We start from the raw sequence: 19,823 nt of genomic DNA on the forward strand, positions 1-19,823 counted from the left end.
GCGGCTCGGGTCGCTGGCTGTGACGTGACCCGGCGGGCGTCAGCCCATGGTCAGCGACCGCGACGCTTGCGCAGGGCCTCCAGCGCCTCGTCCAACAGCGCCGCGCCGTCGTCGTCGGAACGTCGTTCCTTCACGTACGCAAGGTGCGTCTTGTACGGCTCGTTCCGGGGCGGCTCGGGCGGACTGCTCTGGTTCTGCCCGGCCGGCATCCCGCACCGCGGGCAGTCCCAGGTCTCGGGGATCTCGATGCCCGTCTCCTGGGCGAAACTGGGACGGGTCTCGTGGCCCGCCGCGCACCAGTAGGAGACGTGCACACGCGGCGCGGCGTCGCCACGCTCAGCCTCTCCCATCGGTCCGGCGCCGACTCGGGACCCACGGATCGCACTACCACTTGCCACGAAGCAACTCCTAGATCGTGAACTTCTGGACCAGACCCAGCAGCACGATGACCGTGCCCCAGATCACGGCACACCCGATGGTGATCCGGTTCAGGTTGCGTTCGGCAACCCCGGAGGATCCCAACGATGTGGAGACGCCCCCGCCGAACATGTCCGACAGGCCCCCACCCTTGCCCTTGTGCATCAGGATGGACAGGATCAGCATCGCGCTGGTCAGCACCAGGAGCACCTGGAGGACGATGGTCAATGCGTCCACGTACGAATCCTCATCTATTGAATCAGCGCAGCCGGGATCGCCGGCCGCAGGGCACCGGCATGAGTTTACGCGATCAATGGCCGCGGAGGGAAACCCGCCGGCTACAGTCCGACCTGGTGCGCCTGGTATCGGGCGATGTTCGCGAACTCCTGCGCGTCCAGGCTCGCCCCACCCACCAGGGCGCCGTCGACATCGGGGTGAGCCATGATCGAGGCGACGTTTCCGGACTTGACCGATCCGCCGTAGAGCACGCGCACCGAGGCGGCGACCTGCTCGCCGTGGAGTTCGGCCAGTCGGCCCCGGATCGCACCGCACACTTCCTGGGCGTCCTCGGGCGTGGCCACCTCACCGGTCCCGATCGCCCACACGGGTTCATAGGCGATCACACTGTGGGCGACGGCCTCGGCGGAGAGCCCCTCGAGCGCACCGTCCACCTGGGCCAGCGTGACGGGTACGTGGCGGCCCTCCTGTCGCACCTGCAGACCCTCGCCCACGCAGATGATCGGGATCAGCCCGTTCTTCAGTGCGGCCCGGGCCTTGGCGTTGACCAGGGCGTCGTCCTCGGCGTGGTACTGCCGCCGCTCGGAGTGGCCCACGATCACGTAGTCGACCCCCAGGCGGGCCAGCATCGTGGCGGAGATCTCTCCCGTGTAGGCGCCCTGCTCGTGTGCGGAGACGTCCTGGGCGCCGACCTTGATGCTGAGCTTGTCCGCATCGATCAGGGTCTGCACCGAGCGCAGGTCGGTGAAGGGCGCACACACCGCCACCTCAACCGAGTCGTAGTCGTGCTGGGCGTCCCGGAGCGTCCAGGCCAGTTTCTGCACCAGGTGGGTGGCCTCGTGGTGGTCCAGGTTCATCTTCCAGTTGCCCGCCATCAGCGGGGTGCGTGCTTGCGTCATCTTCTGCCTCTCTTGGCTCTGCGGCGCGGTCGACGGTGGCGCACCTCGCCGGCTCCACCGGCGCCGTCGGATAACTCGGGACCTCAGTCGGTCAGAACGTCGATCCCGGGCAGCGTCCTGCCCTCCAGGAACTCCAGGGAGGCCCCGCCCCCGGTGGAGATGTGCGCGAAGCCCGCCTCATCGAAGCCGAGCAGGCGCACTGCGGCCGCGGAGTCTCCACCGCCGACGATGCTGAAGGCCCCGGCGCCGGTGGCATCGATCATGCCCTGCGCCACCGCCTCGGTCCCCCCGGCGAAGGCGGGGAACTCGAAGACCCCCATCGGGCCGTTCCACACCACCGTGCGGGCCCCACGGATGACCTCGGCGAAGGCCGCCGACGACTCCGGACCGATGTCCAGCCCGATCTGGTCGGCGGGGATGGCGTCGGCCGCCACCACCGTCGGGGCGGCGTCGGCGGAGAACTCCGGGCCCACCAGGATGTCGGTGGGTAGCAGGATCTGCACGCCCCGCTCGGCCGCGGTGGCCAGGTAGCCCTTGACGGTATCGATCTGGTCAGACTCCAGGAGCGACTTGCCCACCTGGTGCCCCTGCGCCGCGAGGAACGTGAACACCATGCCCCCACCGATCAGTAGGGTGTCGGCCTTGGTGAGCAGGTTCTCGATCACGCCGAGTTTGTCGGAGACCTTCGATCCACCCAGCACGACGACGTAGGGTCGGGCCGGGTCCTGCGTGGCCCGTTCCAGTGCGGCGACCTCGCGCTGCACCAGCCCTCCCATCGCGTTCGGCAGCCGCGTGGCCACGTCATAGACGCTGGCCTGCTTGCGGTGCACCACCCCGAAGCCGTCGGAGACGAAGACATCGGCGAGTTTCGCCAGGTCATCGGCCAGCGCTCCGCGCTCGGCGTCATCCTTGGACGTCTCCCGGGCGTCGAACCGGATGTTCTCCAGCAGCACCACCTGCCCTGGGACGGCCGCGTCGACCGCGGCGCGGGCCTCCGGACCGACCACGTCACCGGCCAACGTCACGTCCTGGCCGAGGAGTTCACCCAGCCGCCTGGCGACCGGAGCCAGGGAGTAGTGCGGGTCGACCTTCCCCTTGGGCCGGCCCAGGTGAGCGGTCAGGACCACCACGGCACCGGCCTCGATCAACCGGATGATGGTGGGCAGTGCCGCCCGGATACGGCCGTCGTCGGTGATGGTGTCACCGTCCAACGGAACGTTGAAATCGGCCCGGACCAGCACCCGCTTTCCGTGCAGGTCACCGAGTTCGGCGAGGGTGGGCATCGTGTCTCCTTCTCGTCTCTCACATGATCTGCCGGGCCACGCCGGCGGTGCTGTCTCAGACAACCGCGCCCGCGTGCATCGTGCACGCGGGCGCGGTGACCGTCACTGCCCTCAGAGCTGCTCGCCGATGTAGTTGGTCAACTTCACCAGGCTGGTGGAGTAGCCCCACTCGTTGTCGTACCAGGCCACCACCTTCACCTGGTTGCCGATCACCCGTGTCATCGGAGCATCGAAGATGCTCTGGTGGGGGGGTTGGTGATGATGTCGCTGGACACCAGCGGGTCCTCGGAGTACTGCATCGTGCCGGCCAGGTTGCCCTCGGCTGCGGCCTTGGCGGCGGCGTTGATCTCCTCCACCGTGGTCTCCCGGGACGCGGTGAACGTCAGATCGATGGCCGAACCGGTGATGACCGGTACCCGCAGCGCGAAGCCGTCCAACCGCCCGTCCAGTTCCGGTAGCACCTTTCCGACGGCCTTGGCCGCACCGGTGGTGGTGGGCACGATGTTCTGTGCCGCTGCGCGGGCCCGGCGCAGGTCCTTGTGCGGTCCGTCCTGCAGGTTCTGGTCCCCCCGGTGTAGGCGTGGATGGTGTTCATCAGTCCGCGCTCCAGGCCCACGGCCTCGTGCATCGCCTTGGCCAGCGGCGCGATGCAGTTGGTGGTGCAGGAGGCGTTGGAGATGATGTGGTGGTTCGCCGGGTCATAGGTGGTGTGGTTGACGCCCATGACGAACATGCCGTCGTCGTTCTTGCCGGGGGCGGACAGGATCACCTTCTTCGCACCGCCGTCCAGGTGCGCCTTCGCCTTGGTGCCGTCGGTGAACAGCCCGGTGGACTCGATCACGATGTCGGCACCGAGTTCGCCCCACGGCAGCGCGGCGGGGTCCTTCTCGGCCAGCGCCCGGATCTTCTTGCCGCCGACGATGATGTTCTCGTCGTCGTACCCGACCTCCTGGCCGAACTTGCCCAGCACGGTGTCCCAGGTGAGCAGGTGGGCGAGGGTCTTGTTATCGGTCAGGTCGTTGACACCGACGATCTCGATGTCGGCACCGCTCTCGGCCACGGCGCGGAAGTAACTCCGTCCGATACGACCGAAGCCATTGATTCCGACGCGAATGGTCACTATGTCCTCCTCGTCGCGCGAAAGGCGCGTCCTGTGCGGTAGTCGGCGGGCCTGTCGGCCCGGCCTCGGACGTGGCACACACCCGGCTCGTGCCGGTGTGTGCCCCACGGTTAACGCTACACCCGTGTGTGGCGGGACACCTTGTGACAAAGGTCCCAGCCGCCGGGCGTCCTACATGTCGAGCATCTCCTGGGTCAGGTTCGCCTCGGTGTCCGGCACGCCCAGTTCGTAGGCGCGCTTGTCTGCCATTGCCAGTAGCCGGCGGATCCGCCCGGCTACGGCGTCCTTGGTCAGCGGGGGGTCGGAGAGCTGACCGAGTTCTTCAAGAGAGGCCTGCTTGTGCTCCAGGCGCAGCCGACCGGCCTGGAGCAGGTGCTCGGGCACGTCCTCCCCGAGGATCTCGAAGGCCCGTTCCACCCGTGCTCCGGCGGCCACCGCTGCCTGCGCCGACCGACGCAGGTTCGCGTCGTCGAAGTTCGCCAGCCGGTTGGCGGTGCCGCGGACCTCACGGCGCATCCGTCGTTCCTCCCAGACCAGGACCGCGTCGTGGGCGCCCATCCGGGTCAGGATGGCGCTGATCGCGTCCCCGTCGCGGATCACCACCCGGTCCACCCCTCGCACCTCGCGCGCCTTGGCGATGATGTCCAACCGGCGCGCGGCGCCCACCAGGGCCAGGGCGGCCTCCGGGCCCGGGCAGGTGACCTCCAGCGCCGAGGAACGGCCCGGTTCCGTCAGGGACCCGCGGGCCAGGAACGCTCCCCGCCAGGCGGCGACGGCGTCACCTACGCTCGCTGAGACCACCTGCGGGGGTAGGCCACGCACGGGCCGGCCGCGGGAGTCCAGCAGACCGGTCTGGCGGGCCAGTGCCTCACCTTCGCGGACCACCCGCACCACGTAGCGGTTCCCCCGGCGCAGGGCACCCCCGGAGACCACGATCACCTCAGAGGTATGCCCGTAGATCTCATTGATCGCCTGGCGCAAGCGGCGGGCAGCGATCCCGGCGTCCAGTTCGGCCTCGATCACGATCCGGCCGGAGATGATGTGCAGGCCACCGGCGAACCGGAGGGTGGCGGAAACCTCGGCCTTGCGAGCCGAGACCCGGTCCACCTTCAGCCTGGCCAGTTCATCCTTCACGTCCGTGGTCAAAGACATGAGCGTCATCCTGCCACTCATCCAGACTTCTCCCCTACGTCGCCAAGGAACCGGTCGAACGCATCACGATACGCCGCCGCGAGCCGCAGCGGGTCATGATAAGGACCACCGTCACCCTGTCCGACCTGCCGTAGCAGCAGCCGGGCCCCATGGGTTCTGGCGTGGCTCTGCAATTCGTCCAGGTCCTCGATCGATGCGGGGTCGGCGATCACAGTGTCCAGTTTCAACCCGGGTGCGTAAGACTGCAACGAGTGCAGGTGGTCCACTGCGGTGTAGCCGGTGGTTTCGCCCTGCTGCGCGGAGAGGTTGAGCGTCAGGGTGAGGCGTGCCTCGTGCAGCGCTTCGGCGATCTCGGGCACCATCAGATGCGGCATGACCGAGGTGAACCACGAGCCCGGTCCGAGCACCACCACATCGGCCTGCCGGATCGCCTGCACAGCCTCAGGGCAGGCCGGCGGGTCCGCGGGGATCAGCCGGACCCGCTGCACCGCCCCGGAGGTCACCGCCACCCTGGACTGGCCGCGCACCAGCGCCTCCTGCCCGTTGGGCAACTTCACGTCCGCCTCGATCTCCAGGGGCACCGCCGCCATCGGCAGTACCCGGCCGTCGGCACCGAGGAGTTTGGCCACCCAATCGAGACCGGAGACCTCATCGCCGAGCAACTCCCAGAGCGAGACGATCAGCAGGTTCCCCAGCGCGTGCCCGTCCAACGGCCCGGAGGAGGTGAATCGGTGCTGCAGAACGTCGCTCCAGGTGTGCCCCCAGTCGGACTCGTCGCACAGTGCCGACAGCGCCATCCGCAGGTCCCCGGGGGGCAGCACGCCCAGTTCCTGGCGCAGCCGGCCCGAGGATCCGCCGTCATCTGCCACCGTCACCACCGCGGTGACGTCGCTGGTCACGTGCCTCAGTGCGCGCAGGCTCGCGGCGAGGCCGTGCCCCCCGCCCAAGGCAGCGACCTTCAGCGGGCCCGGTCTGCGGGCCGGGCCCCGTGGTGACGTCGGTGCCGCCGTCATTCCCGGCCCAGGTCGCGGTGGACGACACCGGCGCGTTGACCGCGGGATCGCAACTCCGCGGCCATCGCCTCACTCAGCGCGACGGACCGGTGCTTACCGCCGGTACATCCGATCGCGATGGTCACGTACGGTTTCTGCTCGCGCAGGTACCCGTCCAGCACCGGCTCGATGGCATCGATGTACCGGGTGATGAAGTCGGAGGCCCCGGGCAGGGACAGGACGTAGTCCCGGACCGGCTCGTCCTTGCCGGTGAGGTGGCGCAACTCGGTGACCCAATAGGGGTTGGACAGGAATCGCACGTCCACCACATGGTCGGCGTCCAGCGGGAGCCCGTACTTGAAACCGAACGAGACCACGGTGATCTTCAGGCTCTGGTCGCTCTCCTCGGCAAGCAGTTCACGTACTGCTCGGGCCAGGTCGTGCACCGAGGTGTTGGAGGTGTCGATCAGCACGTCGGAGCGTCTGCGCAGGTTGTCCAGCAGCCCGCGCTCCTCCTTGATCCCATCCAGGAGCCTGCCCTCCCCTTGCAACGGGTGCGGGCGGCGGACCTGCTCGAACCGGCGCACCAGGACCTCGTCACCGGCGTCGAGGAAGATGAGCCGGTACTCCACACCGCGCCGGCGAAGGTCGTTGAGCACCTCGATCAGGTCGGCGAAGAACTCCCGGGAACGCACATCCACCACCGCGGCCAGGCGGCGTACCCCGCCCTCGTTCGAGGTCATCATCCCGGCCAGGGCCAGCAGCATCCGGGGTGGCATGTTGTCCACCACGTACCAGTCCATGTCCTCCAGCACCGCAGCGGCGCGGGAGCGCCCGGCTCCGGACATGCCGGTGATGATGATGATCTCCGGCCGGGTGTCCTCCGGAGGCGGCGTCTGCTCTTCCAGCAGTGGGATTCCCCGGGGGAACGTGGAGGGCGCCTGATCCCCCGGCTCTTCGGTGCTCATGCCACTAGGTTCTCACGCCATCGCCACCAGGTGGCGGGTTCGGGACGCCGCCCGTGCCCGGCGTTGCCGCCGAGGGGGGTGCCGTCCCGGCTGCGACGGAGCCCCCGGGCCCGCCAGGGTCCGTGGTGTCCTCGTCGGAGTCAGGATTGAGCACGGCATGGACGGTTCGGGCGAGCCCGGGACCGATCCCGGGCACGGCCAGGATCTGGTCCACCGACGCGGCGCGCAGCTTCTTCACCGACCCGAACTCGGTCAGCAGCGCCTGCTGACGGGCCGGCCCCAGTCCGGGGATGGCATCGAGCACCGAGCGGGTCATCGCCTTGCTGCGCCGCTTTCGGTGGTGGGCGATCGCGAAGCGATGTGCTTCGTCCCGGATGCGCTGGAGCAGGAAGAGAGCGTCGGAGGTGCGGGGCAGCACCAGCGGGTAGTCCTCGCCCGGTAGCCACACCTCCTCCAACCGTTTGGCCAGGCCCACCACGGAGACATCCCCGATGCCCAGGTCGTCCAACGCTCGAACGGCAGCAGCCACCTGGGGGGCGCCGCCGTCGACCACCACCAGTTGCGGCGGGTAGGCGAACCGTTTCTGGGGCCGTGCCGCTGGGGCGGCCGAGGACGCCTCCCCCGGTGTGAGGGCCCGGGGTGGTGCCTGGTCGGGCGCCGAGGCCGCCCGTGCCGTGCTTCCGGGGTCGGCGTGCGGCTGGGTGAGCAGGTCCGGTCGCGGAACGGACGGATCCGGCCCGGGTGCACCGTCCTCCACTGCGGCAGCGACGTCGTCGTCCTCGGTTCCCGACCCCCGCACCCCGGCCAGGTAGCGCCGGAAGCGGCGGCTGAGCACCTCATACATCGCCTCGGTGTCATCGCGGGCACCGTCGCCGTGGGCGCCGCGGACCACGAAGTGGCGGTACTCGCTCTTGCGGGCCAGGCCGTCCTCGAACACCACCATCGAGGCCACCTGCTCACTGCCGGCGGTGTGGGAGATGTCGTAGCACTCGATCCGGAGCGGTGAGGTCGGCAGATCCAGGTGCTCCTGGAGTTGGGCCAGCGCGTGGGATCGGGCCGTCAGGTCACCGGCGCGGCGGGTCTTGTGCAACGCCAGAGCCTGCTGGGCGTTGGCCTCCACCGTCTCGGCCAGCCGCCGCTTGTCCCCGCGCCGCGCCACCCGCACACTCACGTTCGCCCCGCGCAGGCTCCGCAGCCACTGCTGTACCTGGGCGAGGTTGTCCGGCTCGGCCGGAACGATCACCTCCCGGGGTACCGCCTGCGGATCGGTGGTGCCCCCGTAGACCTGCTGGAGCAGCCGTTCGACCAACTCACCCTCGGACAGGTCCTCCACTCGCGCTCGGTGACCCACCCACGCTGGCCGCGGATCCGCCCGCCCCGGACGTGGAACACCTGGACCGAGGCCTCCAGTTCGTCGGCGGCCATCGCGAACACGTCGGCGTCGGTGCCATCGGGCAGCACCACAGCGTTCTTCTCCACCACCTTGCGCAAGGCGCCCAGGTCATCGCGCAGCCGTGCGGCACGCTCGTAGTCCTGCTCGGCCGCCGCCGCGCGCATCTGCGCCTCGAGGCGGCGCTCGAACTGCGCGGTGTTCCCCGCCATGAAGTCACAGAAGTCCTCGGCCAGATCCCGGTGCTCCTCCGGCGAGATCCAGCCCACGCACGGGGCCGCGCACTTGCCGATATAGCCCAGCAGGCACGGGCGCCCGGCGGCCTTGGCCCGTTTGAACACCCCCGCCGAACATGAGCGGATCGGGAACACCCGCAGGAGCAGATCGACCGTCTCCCGGATCGCCCAGGCGTGGGAATAGGGACCGAAGTAGCGGGTGCCGGGCCGCTTCGCGCCGCGCATCACCTGCACTCTGGGGAACTCCTCACCCATGGTCACGGCAAGGAACGGGTAGGACTTGTCGTCGCGGTACTTGACGTTGAACCTGGGGTCGAACTCCTTGATCCAGGCGTACTCCAGCGCCAGGGACTCCACCTCGGTGCTCACCACGGTCCAGTCCACGGAGGCGGCGGTGGTCACCATCTGCTGGGTGCGCTGGTGCAGGCCGGCGAGGTTGCCGAAGTAACTCGACAGGCGCGAACGCAGGTTCTTCGCCTTGCCCACGTACACGACCCGCCCGTGGGAGTCCAGGAAGCGGTACACCCCCGGTGACTCGGGAATCTCCCCGGGACGGGGACGGTAGGTCGAGGGATCAGCCACGGTTCCACCCTAGTTCGACCCGCGCGCGGACAGCGCCGGGGTAAGGGCGGCTCAGGCGCTCTTCTTGGACCGTGCCTTGGTGGCCCGCCGGACCGAGCGTGCCTTCGGCCGCGACGGGGTGGCCACCAGCGTGATCGGCTTCGTCCGGACGACCGCGTCGGGGCCGACGATCTCGGCGATGAACCTGCCGGTGTGGCTCGCCCCGACCTGGGCCACCTGCTCGGGTGTGCCGCTGGCCACCACGGTGCCACCACCGATGCCGCCCTCGGGACCCATGTCGATCACCCAGTCGGCGTTCTTGATCACATCGAGGTTGTGCTCGATCACCACCACGGTGTTGCCCTTGTCGACCAGGCCCTGCAGGACACCCATGAGTTTGCGGATGTCCTCGAAGTGCAGCCCGGTGGTCGGCTCGTCCAGCACGTAGACCGTGCGGCCGGAGGAGCGCTTCTGCAACTCCGAGGCGAGTTTGACGCGCTGAGCCTCACCGCCGGACAGCGTGGGTGCGGGCTGACCCAACCGCACGTACCCCAGGCCCACATCGACAAGGGTCTTCAGGTGCCGGGCCACGGCGGGCACGGCAGCGAAGAAGTCCGCGGCCTCGGTGATCGGCATGTCCAGCACCTCGGCCACCGTGCGGCCCTTGTAGTGCACCTCCAGGGTCTCGCGGTTGTACCGCGCCCCGTGGCACACCTCGCATGGCACGTAGACATCGGGCAGGAAGTTCATCTCGATCTTCAGCGTGCCGTCACCCGAGCACGCCTCACAGCGACCACCCTTGACGTTGAAGGAGAACCGGCCCGGGGTGTACCCGCGCACCTTCGCCTCCTGGGTCTCGGCGAAGAGCCTGCGCACGTGGTCCCACACCCCGGTGTAGGTGGCCGGGTTGGAGCGTGGGGTCCGCCCGATCGGGCTCTGGTCCACGTGCACGACCTTGTCCAGGGTCTCCAGTCCGGTGACGCGCTTGTGCCGGCCCGGAACGGTGCGTGCCCCGTTGAGTTCGTTCGCCAGCACCTTGTACAGGATGGAGTCCACCAACGTGGACTTACCGGAGCCGGAGACCCCGGTGACGGCGATGAAACAGCCCAGCGGGAAGGGCACGGTGACCGACTTGAGGTTGTTCTCCCCCGCCCCCGTGCACCACGATCTGGCGCTCCGGGTCCGGTTCGCGCCGTTGGGCCGGGATCGGGATCTCCCGTCGCCCGGCCAGATACGCCGCGGTCACCGAGTCCTCCTGGGTGAGCAGGTCGGCGTAACTACCCGAGTGCACGATCCGTCCGCCCAGCTCCCCCGCTCCCGGCCCGATGTCCACGACCCAGTCGGCTGTCCGGATGGTGTCCTCATCGTGCTCGACCACGATCAGGGTGTTGCCCAGGTCACGCAGCCGGCTGAGGGTGTCGATCAGACGCCTGTTGTCACGCTGGTGCAGCCCGATGCTCGGCTCGTCCAGCACGTACAGCACCCCGACCAGGCCCGAGCCGATCTGGGTGGCCAGCCTGATCCGCTGGGCCTCCCCACCGGAGAGGGTCCCCGCGGCCCGGGACATCGACAGGTAGTCGAGCCCGACGTCGAGCAAGAAGCCCATCCGGGCGTGGATCTCCTTGAGCACCTGGCCGGCGATCGCCGCCTCGCGGGGGGGGCTCAGTTCGAGCGCGTCCAGGAACTCCTTGGCCTGGTCGATCGGCAGACCGCACACCTCGGCGATGGACTTGCCGCCGACGCGCACCGCGAGCACCTCGGGTTTCAACCGCGCCCCATGGCAGGCCGGGCACGGTACCTCCCGCATGTAGCCTTCGTAGCGTTCGCGGGACCAGTCCGAATCGGTCTCGGAGTGGCGCCGTTCGATGAAGGAGATCACCCCTTCGAAGCCGGTGGAGTAGGACCGCTCCCGGCCCCACCGGTTGCGGTAGCGCACGTGCACCTTGTGGTCCTTGCCGTGCAGGATCGCTTCCCTGGCGCGCTTCGGCAGGGCCCGCCACGGCACGTCCATGGAGAACTCGAGTTCCTCGCCCAGGGCGCCCAGCACCCGCTCGAAGTAGGCCGCCGACCCGGTGGTCCACGGCGCCACGGCGCCCTCGGCCAACGTCAGGTCCTCATCGGGGATGACCAGATCCGGGTCCACCTCCAGTCGCGTCCCGATCCCGGTGCACTCGGGGCAGGCGCCGTAGGGTGCGTTGAAGGAGAAGGTGCGCGGCTCGATCTCATCGAGTGTCAGTGGGTGGTCGTTCGGGCAGGCCCGGCGCTCGGAGAACCGGCGCACCCGCTCCGGGTCCTCCGGGTCGGCGTCGACCAGGTCCACCAGGAGCAGTCCCTCCGCGAGCCGCAACGCGGTCTCCACCGAATCGGTCAGTCGCTGGCGGATGTTCTCCCGGACCACCAGCCGGTCCACCACCACCTCGATGGTGTGCTTGAGGTTCTTCTCCAGCGTGGGCGGTTCTGCCAGCGGAACGGTCTCACCATCGACCCGAGCCCGGGCGAATCCTTGTGCGCCCAGGTCACGGAACAGGTCGGCGTACTCCCCCTTGCGGCCACGGACCACCGGCGCGAGCACCTGGAACCGGGTCCCCTCGGGCATCTGCCGCAACTGATCCACGATCTGCTGCGGGGTCTGGGCGATGATCCTCTCGTCACACACACCGGGCAGTGCTGGGTACCGGCTCGGGCGTACAGCAACCGCAGGTAGTCATACACCTCGGTGATCGTGCCCACCGTGGAGCGCGGGTTGCGGTTGGTGGATTTCTGGTCGATCGAGACTGCGGGTGACAACCCCTCGATGAAGTCGACATCCGGCTTGTCCATCTGCCCCAGGAACTGGCGGGCGTAGGCGGACAGGGATTCCACGTACCGGCGCTGCCCCTCGGCGAAGATCGTGTCGAAGGCCAGCGACGACTTCCCCGAACCCGACAGCCCGGTGAAGACGATCAACTGGTTCCGGGGAAGGTCGAGGTTGATGTTGCGCAGGTTGTGTTCCCGCGCGCCGCGGATCAGGAGGTGGTCACTCACGTCGCCAATGGTAAACGCTGGCACCGACATCGTACAACTGTTCGACGGCGTGCGTTCGGCCACACCGCGCGCGCCGGGCATCTGCGGTGCACCGGCCGCACCGGCACAATGGGTCGATGAACACCTCCGCAGACTTCGTCCCCGGCCACGCCGAGCCCGGGGGTCCCAGCATCGCGTGGGACCTGGGCGTCGTGCAGATCCGCAAGGCCTCGGTATCGGAGCAGGACAACAACGCCTACCTGCTCACCGAGACTTCCTCCGGAGCGCACCTTCTCATCGACGCCGCCGATGATGCCCACCGACTGTGCGCGCTGCTCGCCGAGCCCGGCCCCGCCGGCGAGGTCGCCGCGATCGTGACCACGCACCAGCACTGGGACCACCACCGGGCCCTCCCGGCCCTGGTCGAGCACACCGGTGCGCCCGCCCTGGCGGGAGCCGACGACGCCGCTGCGCTGCCCGTGCCCGTGCACCGTCACCTCCAGCACGGGGACCACGTGCGGCTGGGCACGCAGCATCTGGACGTGATCGGACTGCGCGGCCACACCCCCGGGTCGGTTGCGCTGGCCTGGACCGACACCAGCAGCGGGGTGGTGCACCTCTTCACCGGCGACAGCCTGTTCCCCGGGGGGGTGGGCCGAACCACGAGCGAGGAGGACTTCGACTCACTGCTCACCGATGTGCAGACCAGGATCTTCGACGTCTACGGCGACGATGCCGTGGTCCACCCCGGGCACGGCGACAACACCACCCTGGGCGCCGAACGTCCTCAACTGGACCACTGGCGCGAACGCCGGTGGTGAGCCTCGCGTACTAAGGTCGGCGCATGACGATCTTCGCCGTCGAGTACATCTATGACGTCCAGCGCACCGAGGACCTGAACGAACTGCGGCCCTCGCACCGGGAGTTCCTCGGGAGGCTGCACGACGAGGGCACGCTCCTGGCCTCCGGACCATGGCTGGACAATGCGGCCCCGGGTGCCCTGCTGATCCTGCGCGGCGAGTCCGACGCCGAGGTGTCCCGGCTACTCGACGACGACCCGTTCCAGCGGGCCAAGTTGATCACGCACCGTACCTTGCGTGCCTGGAAGCCGGTTTTCGGGCCGTTCGAGGACGACTGAGCAATTCTCAGTTCCCCAGTGCCCGCGGTGGTTTCACCGGCTTGGGCTTACCCTTCCGCCGGCGTCCGATGGTCAACGAGGCCACCGTGGTGACGATCAGGATGCTCAGGACCGCCAGCAGGGAGACATTCGTCGGGATCTCCGGCACCACCTCGATCGGCTCACCGCTGTTGAGGAAGGGCAGGTCGTTCTCGTGCAGAGCGTGGATGATGGCCTTCACCCCGATCAGCGTCAGGATCGCGGCGAGTCCGTAATGCAGGTAGACGAGCTTGTCGAGGAGCCCGTCGATCAGGAAGTAGAGCTGGCGCAGGCCCAGCAGTGCGAACGCGTTCGCGGTGAGGACCAGGTAGGTCTCCTGGGTGACGGTGAAGATCGCGGGGATGGAGTCCACCGCGAACAGGACGTCGGCAGACCCGATCGCGATCATCACGATCAACATCGGGGTGACGTACAGGAGGCCGTCCTGCCGGACGAAGAGTTTGTCGTCGGCGTAGTCGTCGGTGGTCCGGAACAGCCGGCGCACCAGACGCAGCATGGCGTTCTCCTGGTACTCCCCCTCCTGTTCCGAATCCTGGCGCAACTGACCGATCGCCACCCAGATCAGGAATGCGCCGAAGATGTAGAAGATCCAGGCGAACTCGTTGACCGCGGCGGCGCCGACGAAGATGAAGATCGTGCGCAGCACCAGCGCGATGACGATGCCGATCAACAGCACCTTCTGCTGGTACTGCCGCGGCACCCGGAAACTCGACAGGATCAGCACGAACACGAACAGGTTGTCCACACTCAGTGACTTCTCCAGCACGTAGCCGCTGAAGTACTGCTGGCCGTACTCCGAGCCCCAGGTGACCCACACCACGACGCCGAAGATCAGCGCGATGAGCACGTAAGCGGCAGACCAGAGGCCCGCTTCCCTCAGCTGGGGCTCATGCGCCTTGCGCACGTGACCGAGGAAGTCGACCAAGAGCATGGCCAGGATGACCCCGACCGTGACACCCCACACCCACAGGGGCACATCCATACCTAACCTCCGGCGACACTCACGATGGGCACCGGAGGTCTCTCCCACCCACACTCGTGGGCTGGCGGCACCGGATGGGCACCTACGCTCATCGTGATGACGACGCCGCCATGGTCGGGATACTCCCCTCCAACGGGCTCACGCTAACAGGTGCCCGCGCAGTTCGGCACCCGCAAGCCCCTGTCACCTCCATCACAGCGGGACCGACGCGGTTGGTCAACGAGCTCCGAAGCGAGCCGACCGAAGGTAACCTTCGTACATCCCGCGGCTCGCTACCTCGAACCCACCACCCGGAGGCCTCCACGTGAGCATCCAGTCACAGATCCAGGCCAAACGCGGCTTCCTGGCCCCTTCGATGCAGCGAGTGGCCGATGTCATCCTGACCGACCCCCACGTGGTCCTGGAAGGCACGATCTCCGAACTCGCGCGCCGCTCGTCGACGTCGGAGACCACAATCGTGCGGTTCTGTCGGACCCTCGGGCTGCACGGCTATGTGCAGTTGCGCCTGGCCCTGGCCACCGAGATGGGCCGCGAGGATGCACGCCGCCTGGACACCTCCTTCCACGGGGCGGACCTGACCGGGGGCGCGGAGGCCGACGACACGTCCCTGGGGTCGATGATCGCCACCATCGGTTTCACCGAGAGCCTGGGCATCGAGGAGACCATCGCGAAACTGGACCTCGGGGTCCTGGAACAGGTGGTCTCGGCCATCGACCGAGCGGACCGCATCTCCGTCTACGGCGTCAGCGCGTCCGGCTGGTCGGCGGCAGACCTGCACCGCAAGCTCTTCCGGATCGGGCGCCACTCGTCCCACTTCGTCGACGGCCACGAGGCGGTCCTGTCCACCGCGTTGATGCGGCCCGGCGACGTGGCGATCGGCCTCTCCCACCGTGGCACGACCACGGAGGTGATCGGCTTTCTCGCCGCAGCCAAGAGCCGGGGGGCCACCACGGTCGGGATCACCAACGTGGCCGGGTCTCCGGTCGCCACAACCTCCGACCTCACCCTGTTCACCAGCGTGCGCGAATCCCAGTTCCGGGCCGGTCCGATGGCCTCCCGGACCGCGCAACTCGTGCTGGTGGACTGCGTCTTCGTGGGTGTGGCCCAGCGCCGGCTGGATGACTCGGTTGCGGCCCTCCGGGACACCTACGACACGGTTGCCAAGTACCGGCAGACGTGATGGACGGCCTGGAGGCGACCCTGCAACGGGCTCTGGACTCGGCAACGCTGGCCGCGCGCGTCCCGGTCACGCCACCGGGTCGCCACGGCGAGCCGGGTGCGGAACCACGAAGGGGTACACCGGCTGCGCACGCGGTGATCGCACACCGGGGTCATGTCGTGGCGACGGCGCACGCCGGTGCCGCTGAACTCTTCACGCCCGACGGCGGCCTGCTCGCCGACCCACGCCCGCTGGGTCCCGGCGATGTCTTCGACCTCGCCTCGCTGACCAAGGTGCTCGTCGCGGCGACCGCGCTGACCCAGGTGCGCTCCGGCGTCATCGGCTTGGAGGATCCGGTAGTGCGGCACCTGCCGGCGTTCACCGGCGACGGGCGCGAGGACGTGCTGGTGCGCCACCTGCTCCTCCACACCTCCGGCCTGCCCGCGATGTTCGAGCACTGGGACACTCCGGCGCACCGGGGCGAGCGGGTCGCGGTGGTGCTCAGCCAGCGCCTGCGGCACCGGGCCGGCCGCGTGCACACCTACTCGTGCGTGGGCTACCAGGTACTCGGCCTCCTGCTCGAGCAGGCCACGGGGCGCCCGCTGCCGGAGTTGCTGGCGCGGGAGGTCACCGGGCCCCTGGGCATGGCCGATACCGGCTACCACCCCGCCGAACCCGACCGGGTGGTGCCCACCGAGTACCAGCACGACCCGGCCCGGGGGCTGGTACGCGGCCAGGTGCACGACGAGGCCGCGTGGGTGCTGGGCGGCGCCGGGAACGCCGGGGTCTTCGCCACCGCTGCCGATGTCCTGACCTTCGCCGAGGCGATCCGTACCCCGACCGGCCCGATCGATGACGCCGTGCGCAACCTCCTCAGCACCGATCTGCTCGATGCCCGCGGGCGCGTCGCCGCCGGGTTCGGCCAGGCCGTCGGTCTACGGGTGGGCGACGCCTCGTTCATGGGCGTCGACGCCGACGGGCTTCTCGGGCACACCGGATTCACCGGCACCTCGCTGGTCATCGACCCGGCCCGGGAACTGTCGGTGGTCCTGCTGACGAACCGGGTGCACCCCTACCGCTCGGCGTTCACGGTGATGGGGTTGCGTCGAGCCGTGGTGGAGTTGGCCCAGGCATGGGTGGATCGGGCCTGATCAGCCCTGTTCCAACGCCACCCGCAGCACGCCCCCGGCCTGGTCCAGCGCCTGCTCGGCGCCGGTCCGGTCCAGTCCGTGCCGGATCATCAGCGCCGCCACCGGAACGCGCAGATCCGATTCATCCAACGCGCGGCTCGCCTGCGCCCTCTCCACACCGGTGACCGCCATCACCAGCCGCTCGGCCCGGTCCCGTAACTTCGCGTTCGTCACCGAGACGTCCACCATGAGGTTGCGGTAGGTCTTGCCGAGCCGGATCATCACCCCGGTGGAGATCATGTTCAGCACCTGTTTGGTGGCCGATCCCGCTTTCAACCTGGTGGAGCCGGCCAGCACCTCCGGTCCCACGGCTACCTCGAGTGCGTGATCGACCACGAGGCCGAGCTCCGATCCGGTGTTACAGGCCAGTCCTACTGTCAGCGCTCCGGCCTCGCGGGCAGCACGGAGCGCACCCAGCACATAGGGCGTGCGCCCGCTGGCTGCGATCCCCACCACCGCATCACCGGCTCGCACCGAGGCGGCGGTAACGTCCTGGGCGCCTTGGTCCGGGGAGTCCTCGGCCCCCTCGACGGCGTCGAACATGGCGGTGCGGCCACCGGCGATGATGCCCTGGACCAGGGAGGGATCGGTGTGGAAGGTGGGTGGGCACTCGGCCGCGTCCAGCACTCCGAGCCGCCCGGACGTCCCGGCCCCGATATAGAACAGGCGGCCACCGGCCCGCAGGCAATCCGCGACGGCGTCGACCACCGCCGCGATCGCCGGCAGCACCGCGGCCACCGCTGCCGGGACCTGCCGCTCCGCCTCGTTCATCGCCGCCATCACCTCAAGGGTGGGAGCCAGGTCGAGTCCCTGGTGGCGGGGATCGACCTGTTCGGTGGCCAGTGCGTCGATCGTTCGATCAGGTGGGGTGGGGGCGTGGTGACTTGTCATGTTCGGCACAACGCTGGTGCGCAACCAGCCGACTCCTCGGGATCGCCGGCGAGGCAGACTCGCCGCTGCGTGGGGTGGGCCCGTCCTCCCGCGGGCCGCGGGAGAACGGGGTGGGCGGACTATTTCATGGTTCCCTGGGCGACCGACCCCTGGAGGCGACGCTGGAATATGACGTAGATGACCAGCACCGGGATGACCGTGATGACCACGGCGGCGAACATGGCGCCGTAGTCGGTGCGGTAGCCGGCCGAGCTGACGAAGGAGGCGATGCCCTGGGACAGTACCCAGTTGTCCCGGTTGGTGTTCAGCGCCACCGGGAGCAGGTACTGGTTCCAGAGCCCGAGGAAGTTGAAGATCGCCACCGAGGCCATCCCCGGTACCGCCATCGGCAGCATGACCGAGAAGAAGGTCCGCCAATGCCCGGCGCCGTCGACCTGCGCTGCTTCGCTCATCTCCACCGGCAGACTGCGGAAGAAGGCGTACAGGAAGAACACCGTGAACGGAAGTGCGAAGGCCACGTACACAACGATCAGCCCGGGCAGGGTGTTGCGGATGCCCAGGTTCTCCATGACGAAGAACAACGGCACGATGGCCAGGAAGACCGGGAAGGTCAGCCCTGCGAGCATCATGTAGTAGATGCCCCTGCGCCCGGGAAACTCATACCGGGCCAGGATGTAGGAACACATCGCCCCCAGCAGCATCACGAGGAACAGTGCTCCGCCCACCACCAGGACGGTGTTGACGAAGTACCCGCCGATTCCGTGCTGGGTCCACGCCGTGACGTAGTTGTCCAGGTTCACCCCCGTCGGCAATGCGAACGGGGACGAAAAGATGGCCGTGTTCGTCTTGAACGAGGACATCAACGTCCACAGCATCGGGAGGATCACGACGACGGCCCAGATCGCCAGCACGACGTGGGCGCTGCCCATCACCACCCGGTCCCGGCCGTCCTCGCGACGGTGGCGCACCTTCACCGCCCCCGCAGCCGGGGGCCTGGCTTCCGTTTGCAGGCTCATCAGGATGTTCCCTTCTCATCGCGCCCGCCGAGGAGACGGTTGACGCTGAAGACGATCGCCGCGAAGAGCAATGTCACCAGGGCCAGCACCACGCCCATCGCGCTGGCGATCCCGAAGCGCCCATCGGTGAAGGCCGTGCGGAACAGGTACTGCGACATCACCAGGGTGTCGTTGGCCGGACCACCACTGGGGTTGAGGGCTTGGACGTAGACGAAGCCGTCCAGGGCGATGATGCCCAGGTAGATCCAGGCCGTCTGCACGTTGTTGCGGATCAACGGCAAGATGATCGAGCGGATGGTCCGGAAGCGACCGGCCCCATCCAGGCGGGCGGCCTCAAACGTTTCGGCCGGCACCCCCTTGATCGCTGCGATGAACAACAGCATGTAGAACCCGACCATGCCCCAGATGATCACGAACATCGTCACCGGCATCGCGGTGGCGACCCGCCCCAACCAGGGATAGGACTCGAACTGGTCCAATCCGAAGGCGGTGAGGATCCCGTTGACCAGACCGATATTCGGGTCGAAGATCAACCGCCACATCAGTGCGATCACGATCGCCGGTATCGCGTACGGGAAGAAGGACACCACCCGGTAGAAGTCCGAACCGGCCAGGCCACGCACATTGCCCCTACCGGCACCACCGACGGTGATCAGGCTGGCGAAGATCAGCGCAATCGTGATCGTGACGAACGGTACAACCAGGGCCAGCCGGGTGCTGTTCCACACGGCGGTACGGAACAGATCGTCGTTGAACAACCGGACGTAGTTGGACATACCGATCACGTCGAACTCGGCGGTGAAGCCGGTCCAGTTGGTTACCGAGTAGTAGGCCGCTTGCGCGAACGGCCAGATCACAAAGACGAGGAACAGGCCCAGGGGCAGGCCGAGGAACATCACGAAGAAACTGATGTAATCCAAAGTCAACGGGTGGCGCCGACGACGCCGGGGGGTCTTGACACCCCCCGGCGTCGGCCCAGCCGTGACGGCCAGGGCACGCCCTGGGTCCTGGCTGGTGGCAGTCACGTCACCTCGATGATCTCGATCGAGTCGTCCTCACGGATCTGGTCGCTCTGCGACTGCAGCGCCTCAGTGAGTTCATCCACGCTGGTCTGGCCATCCAGGAACGAGTTCCAGTGCACCAACATCTC

15 protein-coding genes and 3 pseudogenes are annotated in these 19,823 nt (G+C 68.3%); 4 read left to right on the forward strand and 14 right to left on the reverse strand.

All coding sequences use genetic code 11. The features are described 5' to 3' along the window. Positions 1–50: 50 nt before the first annotated feature. From ACRRRO_RS18550 to uvrA, 10 genes and pseudogenes are all read right to left on the reverse strand, one after another. On the reverse strand, positions 51–398 hold the full coding sequence (locus tag ACRRRO_RS18550; RefSeq protein WP_424796285.1) for an RNA polymerase-binding protein RbpA: 348 nt from the start codon (positions 396–398) through the stop codon (positions 51–53). A 10-nt stretch (positions 399–408) separates the two neighbouring features. Next, positions 409–654, reverse strand: a complete 246-nt coding sequence (gene secG, locus ACRRRO_RS18555) for a preprotein translocase subunit SecG (protein WP_424796286.1) — start codon at positions 652–654, stop codon at positions 409–411. Positions 655–755: 101 nt separating this feature from the next. After that, positions 756–1,553 carry a triose-phosphate isomerase gene (gene tpiA, locus ACRRRO_RS18560; RefSeq protein ID WP_424796287.1) on the reverse strand — a complete coding sequence of 266 codons (798 nt, stop codon included), beginning with the start codon at positions 1,551–1,553 and terminating at the stop codon, positions 756–758. An 83-nt stretch (positions 1,554–1,636) separates the two neighbouring features. Beyond that, on the reverse strand, positions 1,637–2,836 hold the full coding sequence (locus tag ACRRRO_RS18565) for a phosphoglycerate kinase (protein WP_424796288.1): 1,200 nt from the start codon (positions 2,834–2,836) through the stop codon (positions 1,637–1,639). A gap of 111 nt (positions 2,837–2,947) precedes the next feature. Continuing rightward, positions 2,948–3,956: pseudogene (gene gap / locus ACRRRO_RS18570) on the reverse strand (type I glyceraldehyde-3-phosphate dehydrogenase). Positions 3,957–4,127: 171 nt separating this feature from the next. Continuing rightward, positions 4,128–5,108: a DNA-binding protein WhiA gene (gene whiA / locus ACRRRO_RS18575; RefSeq protein WP_424785855.1), complete on the reverse strand. Its 981-nt coding sequence runs from the start codon at positions 5,106–5,108 to the stop codon at positions 4,128–4,130. A gap of 17 nt (positions 5,109–5,125) precedes the next feature. Further along, complete coding sequence (locus tag ACRRRO_RS18580; protein WP_424785854.1) at positions 5,126–6,121, reverse strand: gluconeogenesis factor YvcK family protein; 996 nt, start codon at positions 6,119–6,121, stop codon at positions 5,126–5,128. Beyond that, positions 6,118–7,068 (reverse strand): RNase adapter RapZ, encoded by a 951-nt coding sequence (rapZ, locus tag ACRRRO_RS18585; protein WP_424796290.1) that lies wholly within the window; start codon positions 7,066–7,068, stop codon positions 6,118–6,120. The genes ACRRRO_RS18580 and rapZ overlap by 4 nt, the downstream gene beginning before the upstream one ends. 4 nt (positions 7,069–7,072) lie before the next feature. Continuing rightward, a pseudogene (uvrC, locus tag ACRRRO_RS18590) lies at positions 7,073–9,276 on the reverse strand (excinuclease ABC subunit UvrC). Between the two features lie 51 nt (positions 9,277–9,327). Further along, positions 9,328–12,309, reverse strand: a pseudogene (uvrA, locus tag ACRRRO_RS18595) (excinuclease ABC subunit UvrA). 86 nt (positions 12,310–12,395) lie between these two features. Between uvrA and ACRRRO_RS18600 the strand changes: the two are divergent. Both ACRRRO_RS18600 and ACRRRO_RS18605 read left to right on the forward strand, forming a co-directional pair. Continuing rightward, on the forward strand, positions 12,396–13,079 hold the full coding sequence (locus ACRRRO_RS18600) for an MBL fold metallo-hydrolase (protein ID WP_424796293.1): 684 nt from the start codon (positions 12,396–12,398) through the stop codon (positions 13,077–13,079). A gap of 23 nt (positions 13,080–13,102) precedes the next feature. Beyond that, positions 13,103–13,396, forward strand: coding sequence for a YciI family protein (locus ACRRRO_RS18605; protein WP_424796294.1), 294 nt, complete (start codon positions 13,103–13,105; stop codon positions 13,394–13,396). 7 nt (positions 13,397–13,403) lie between these two features. Here ACRRRO_RS18605 and ACRRRO_RS18610 read toward each other — a convergent pair whose 3' ends face one another. Further along, the gene (locus ACRRRO_RS18610; RefSeq protein WP_424785848.1) at positions 13,404–14,417 is read right to left on the reverse strand and encodes a TerC family protein; all 1,014 of its coding nucleotides are present in this window, start codon (positions 14,415–14,417) and stop codon (positions 13,404–13,406) included. Between the two features lie 304 nt (positions 14,418–14,721). On the opposite strand from ACRRRO_RS18610, the gene ACRRRO_RS18615 reads away from it, so the two are divergent. Together ACRRRO_RS18615 and ACRRRO_RS18620 are read left to right on the forward strand one after the other, a co-directional pair. Then, a complete protein-coding gene (locus ACRRRO_RS18615; protein ID WP_424785847.1) occupies positions 14,722–15,597 on the forward strand; it encodes a MurR/RpiR family transcriptional regulator in 876 nt (291 codons plus the stop codon). After that, positions 15,597–16,727 (forward strand): serine hydrolase domain-containing protein, encoded by a 1,131-nt coding sequence (locus ACRRRO_RS18620; protein ID WP_434080697.1) that lies wholly within the window; start codon positions 15,597–15,599, stop codon positions 16,725–16,727. Before ACRRRO_RS18615 ends, ACRRRO_RS18620 begins: the two co-directional genes overlap by 1 nt. Here ACRRRO_RS18620 and murQ read toward each other — a convergent pair whose 3' ends face one another. The 3 genes from murQ to ACRRRO_RS18635 all read right to left on the reverse strand — a co-directional run bounded on the left by murQ (position 16,728) and on the right by ACRRRO_RS18635 (position 19,698). Beyond that, complete coding sequence (murQ, locus tag ACRRRO_RS18625; protein WP_434080698.1) at positions 16,728–17,681, reverse strand: N-acetylmuramic acid 6-phosphate etherase; 954 nt, start codon at positions 17,679–17,681, stop codon at positions 16,728–16,730. A gap of 95 nt (positions 17,682–17,776) precedes the next feature. Then, positions 17,777–18,673 carry a carbohydrate ABC transporter permease gene (locus tag ACRRRO_RS18630; protein WP_424796297.1) on the reverse strand — a complete coding sequence of 299 codons (897 nt, stop codon included), beginning with the start codon at positions 18,671–18,673 and terminating at the stop codon, positions 17,777–17,779. Next, complete coding sequence (locus tag ACRRRO_RS18635; protein ID WP_424796298.1) at positions 18,673–19,698, reverse strand: carbohydrate ABC transporter permease; 1,026 nt, start codon at positions 19,696–19,698, stop codon at positions 18,673–18,675. The genes ACRRRO_RS18630 and ACRRRO_RS18635 overlap by 1 nt, the downstream gene beginning before the upstream one ends. Between the last annotated feature and the right edge of the window lie 125 nt (positions 19,699–19,823).

The organism is Sanguibacter sp. Z1732 (genome assembly GCF_051020515.1).
In the GTDB taxonomy this organism is placed as follows: Bacteria; Actinomycetota; Actinomycetes; order Actinomycetales; family Beutenbergiaceae; genus CALKWS01.

Excerpts from the sequence above, each read along its gene's own strand:
- ACRRRO_RS18620 (WP_434080697.1), top strand. The coding sequence starts at position 15,597 with ATGGACGGCCTGGAGGCGACCCTGCAACGGGCTCTGGACTCGGCAACG.
- tpiA (WP_424796287.1), bottom strand. The coding sequence starts at position 1,553 with ATGACGCAAGCACGCACCCCGCTGATGGCGGGCAACTGGAAGATGAAC.
- ACRRRO_RS18605 (WP_424796294.1), top strand. The coding sequence starts at position 13,103 with ATGACGATCTTCGCCGTCGAGTACATCTATGACGTCCAGCGCACCGAG.
- whiA (WP_424785855.1), bottom strand. The coding sequence starts at position 5,108 with ATGTCTTTGACCACGGACGTGAAGGATGAACTGGCCAGGCTGAAGGTG.
- ACRRRO_RS18565 (WP_424796288.1), bottom strand. The coding sequence starts at position 2,836 with ATGCCCACCCTCGCCGAACTCGGTGACCTGCACGGAAAGCGGGTGCTG.
- rapZ (WP_424796290.1), bottom strand. The coding sequence starts at position 7,068 with ATGAGCACCGAAGAGCCGGGGGATCAGGCGCCCTCCACGTTCCCCCGG.
- ACRRRO_RS18580 (WP_424785854.1), bottom strand. The coding sequence starts at position 6,121 with ATGACGGCGGCACCGACGTCACCACGGGGCCCGGCCCGCAGACCGGGC.
- ACRRRO_RS18630 (WP_424796297.1), bottom strand. The coding sequence starts at position 18,673 with ATGAGCCTGCAAACGGAAGCCAGGCCCCCGGCTGCGGGGGCGGTGAAG.
- ACRRRO_RS18610 (WP_424785848.1), bottom strand. The coding sequence starts at position 14,417 with ATGGATGTGCCCCTGTGGGTGTGGGGTGTCACGGTCGGGGTCATCCTG.
- ACRRRO_RS18600 (WP_424796293.1), top strand. The coding sequence starts at position 12,396 with ATGAACACCTCCGCAGACTTCGTCCCCGGCCACGCCGAGCCCGGGGGT.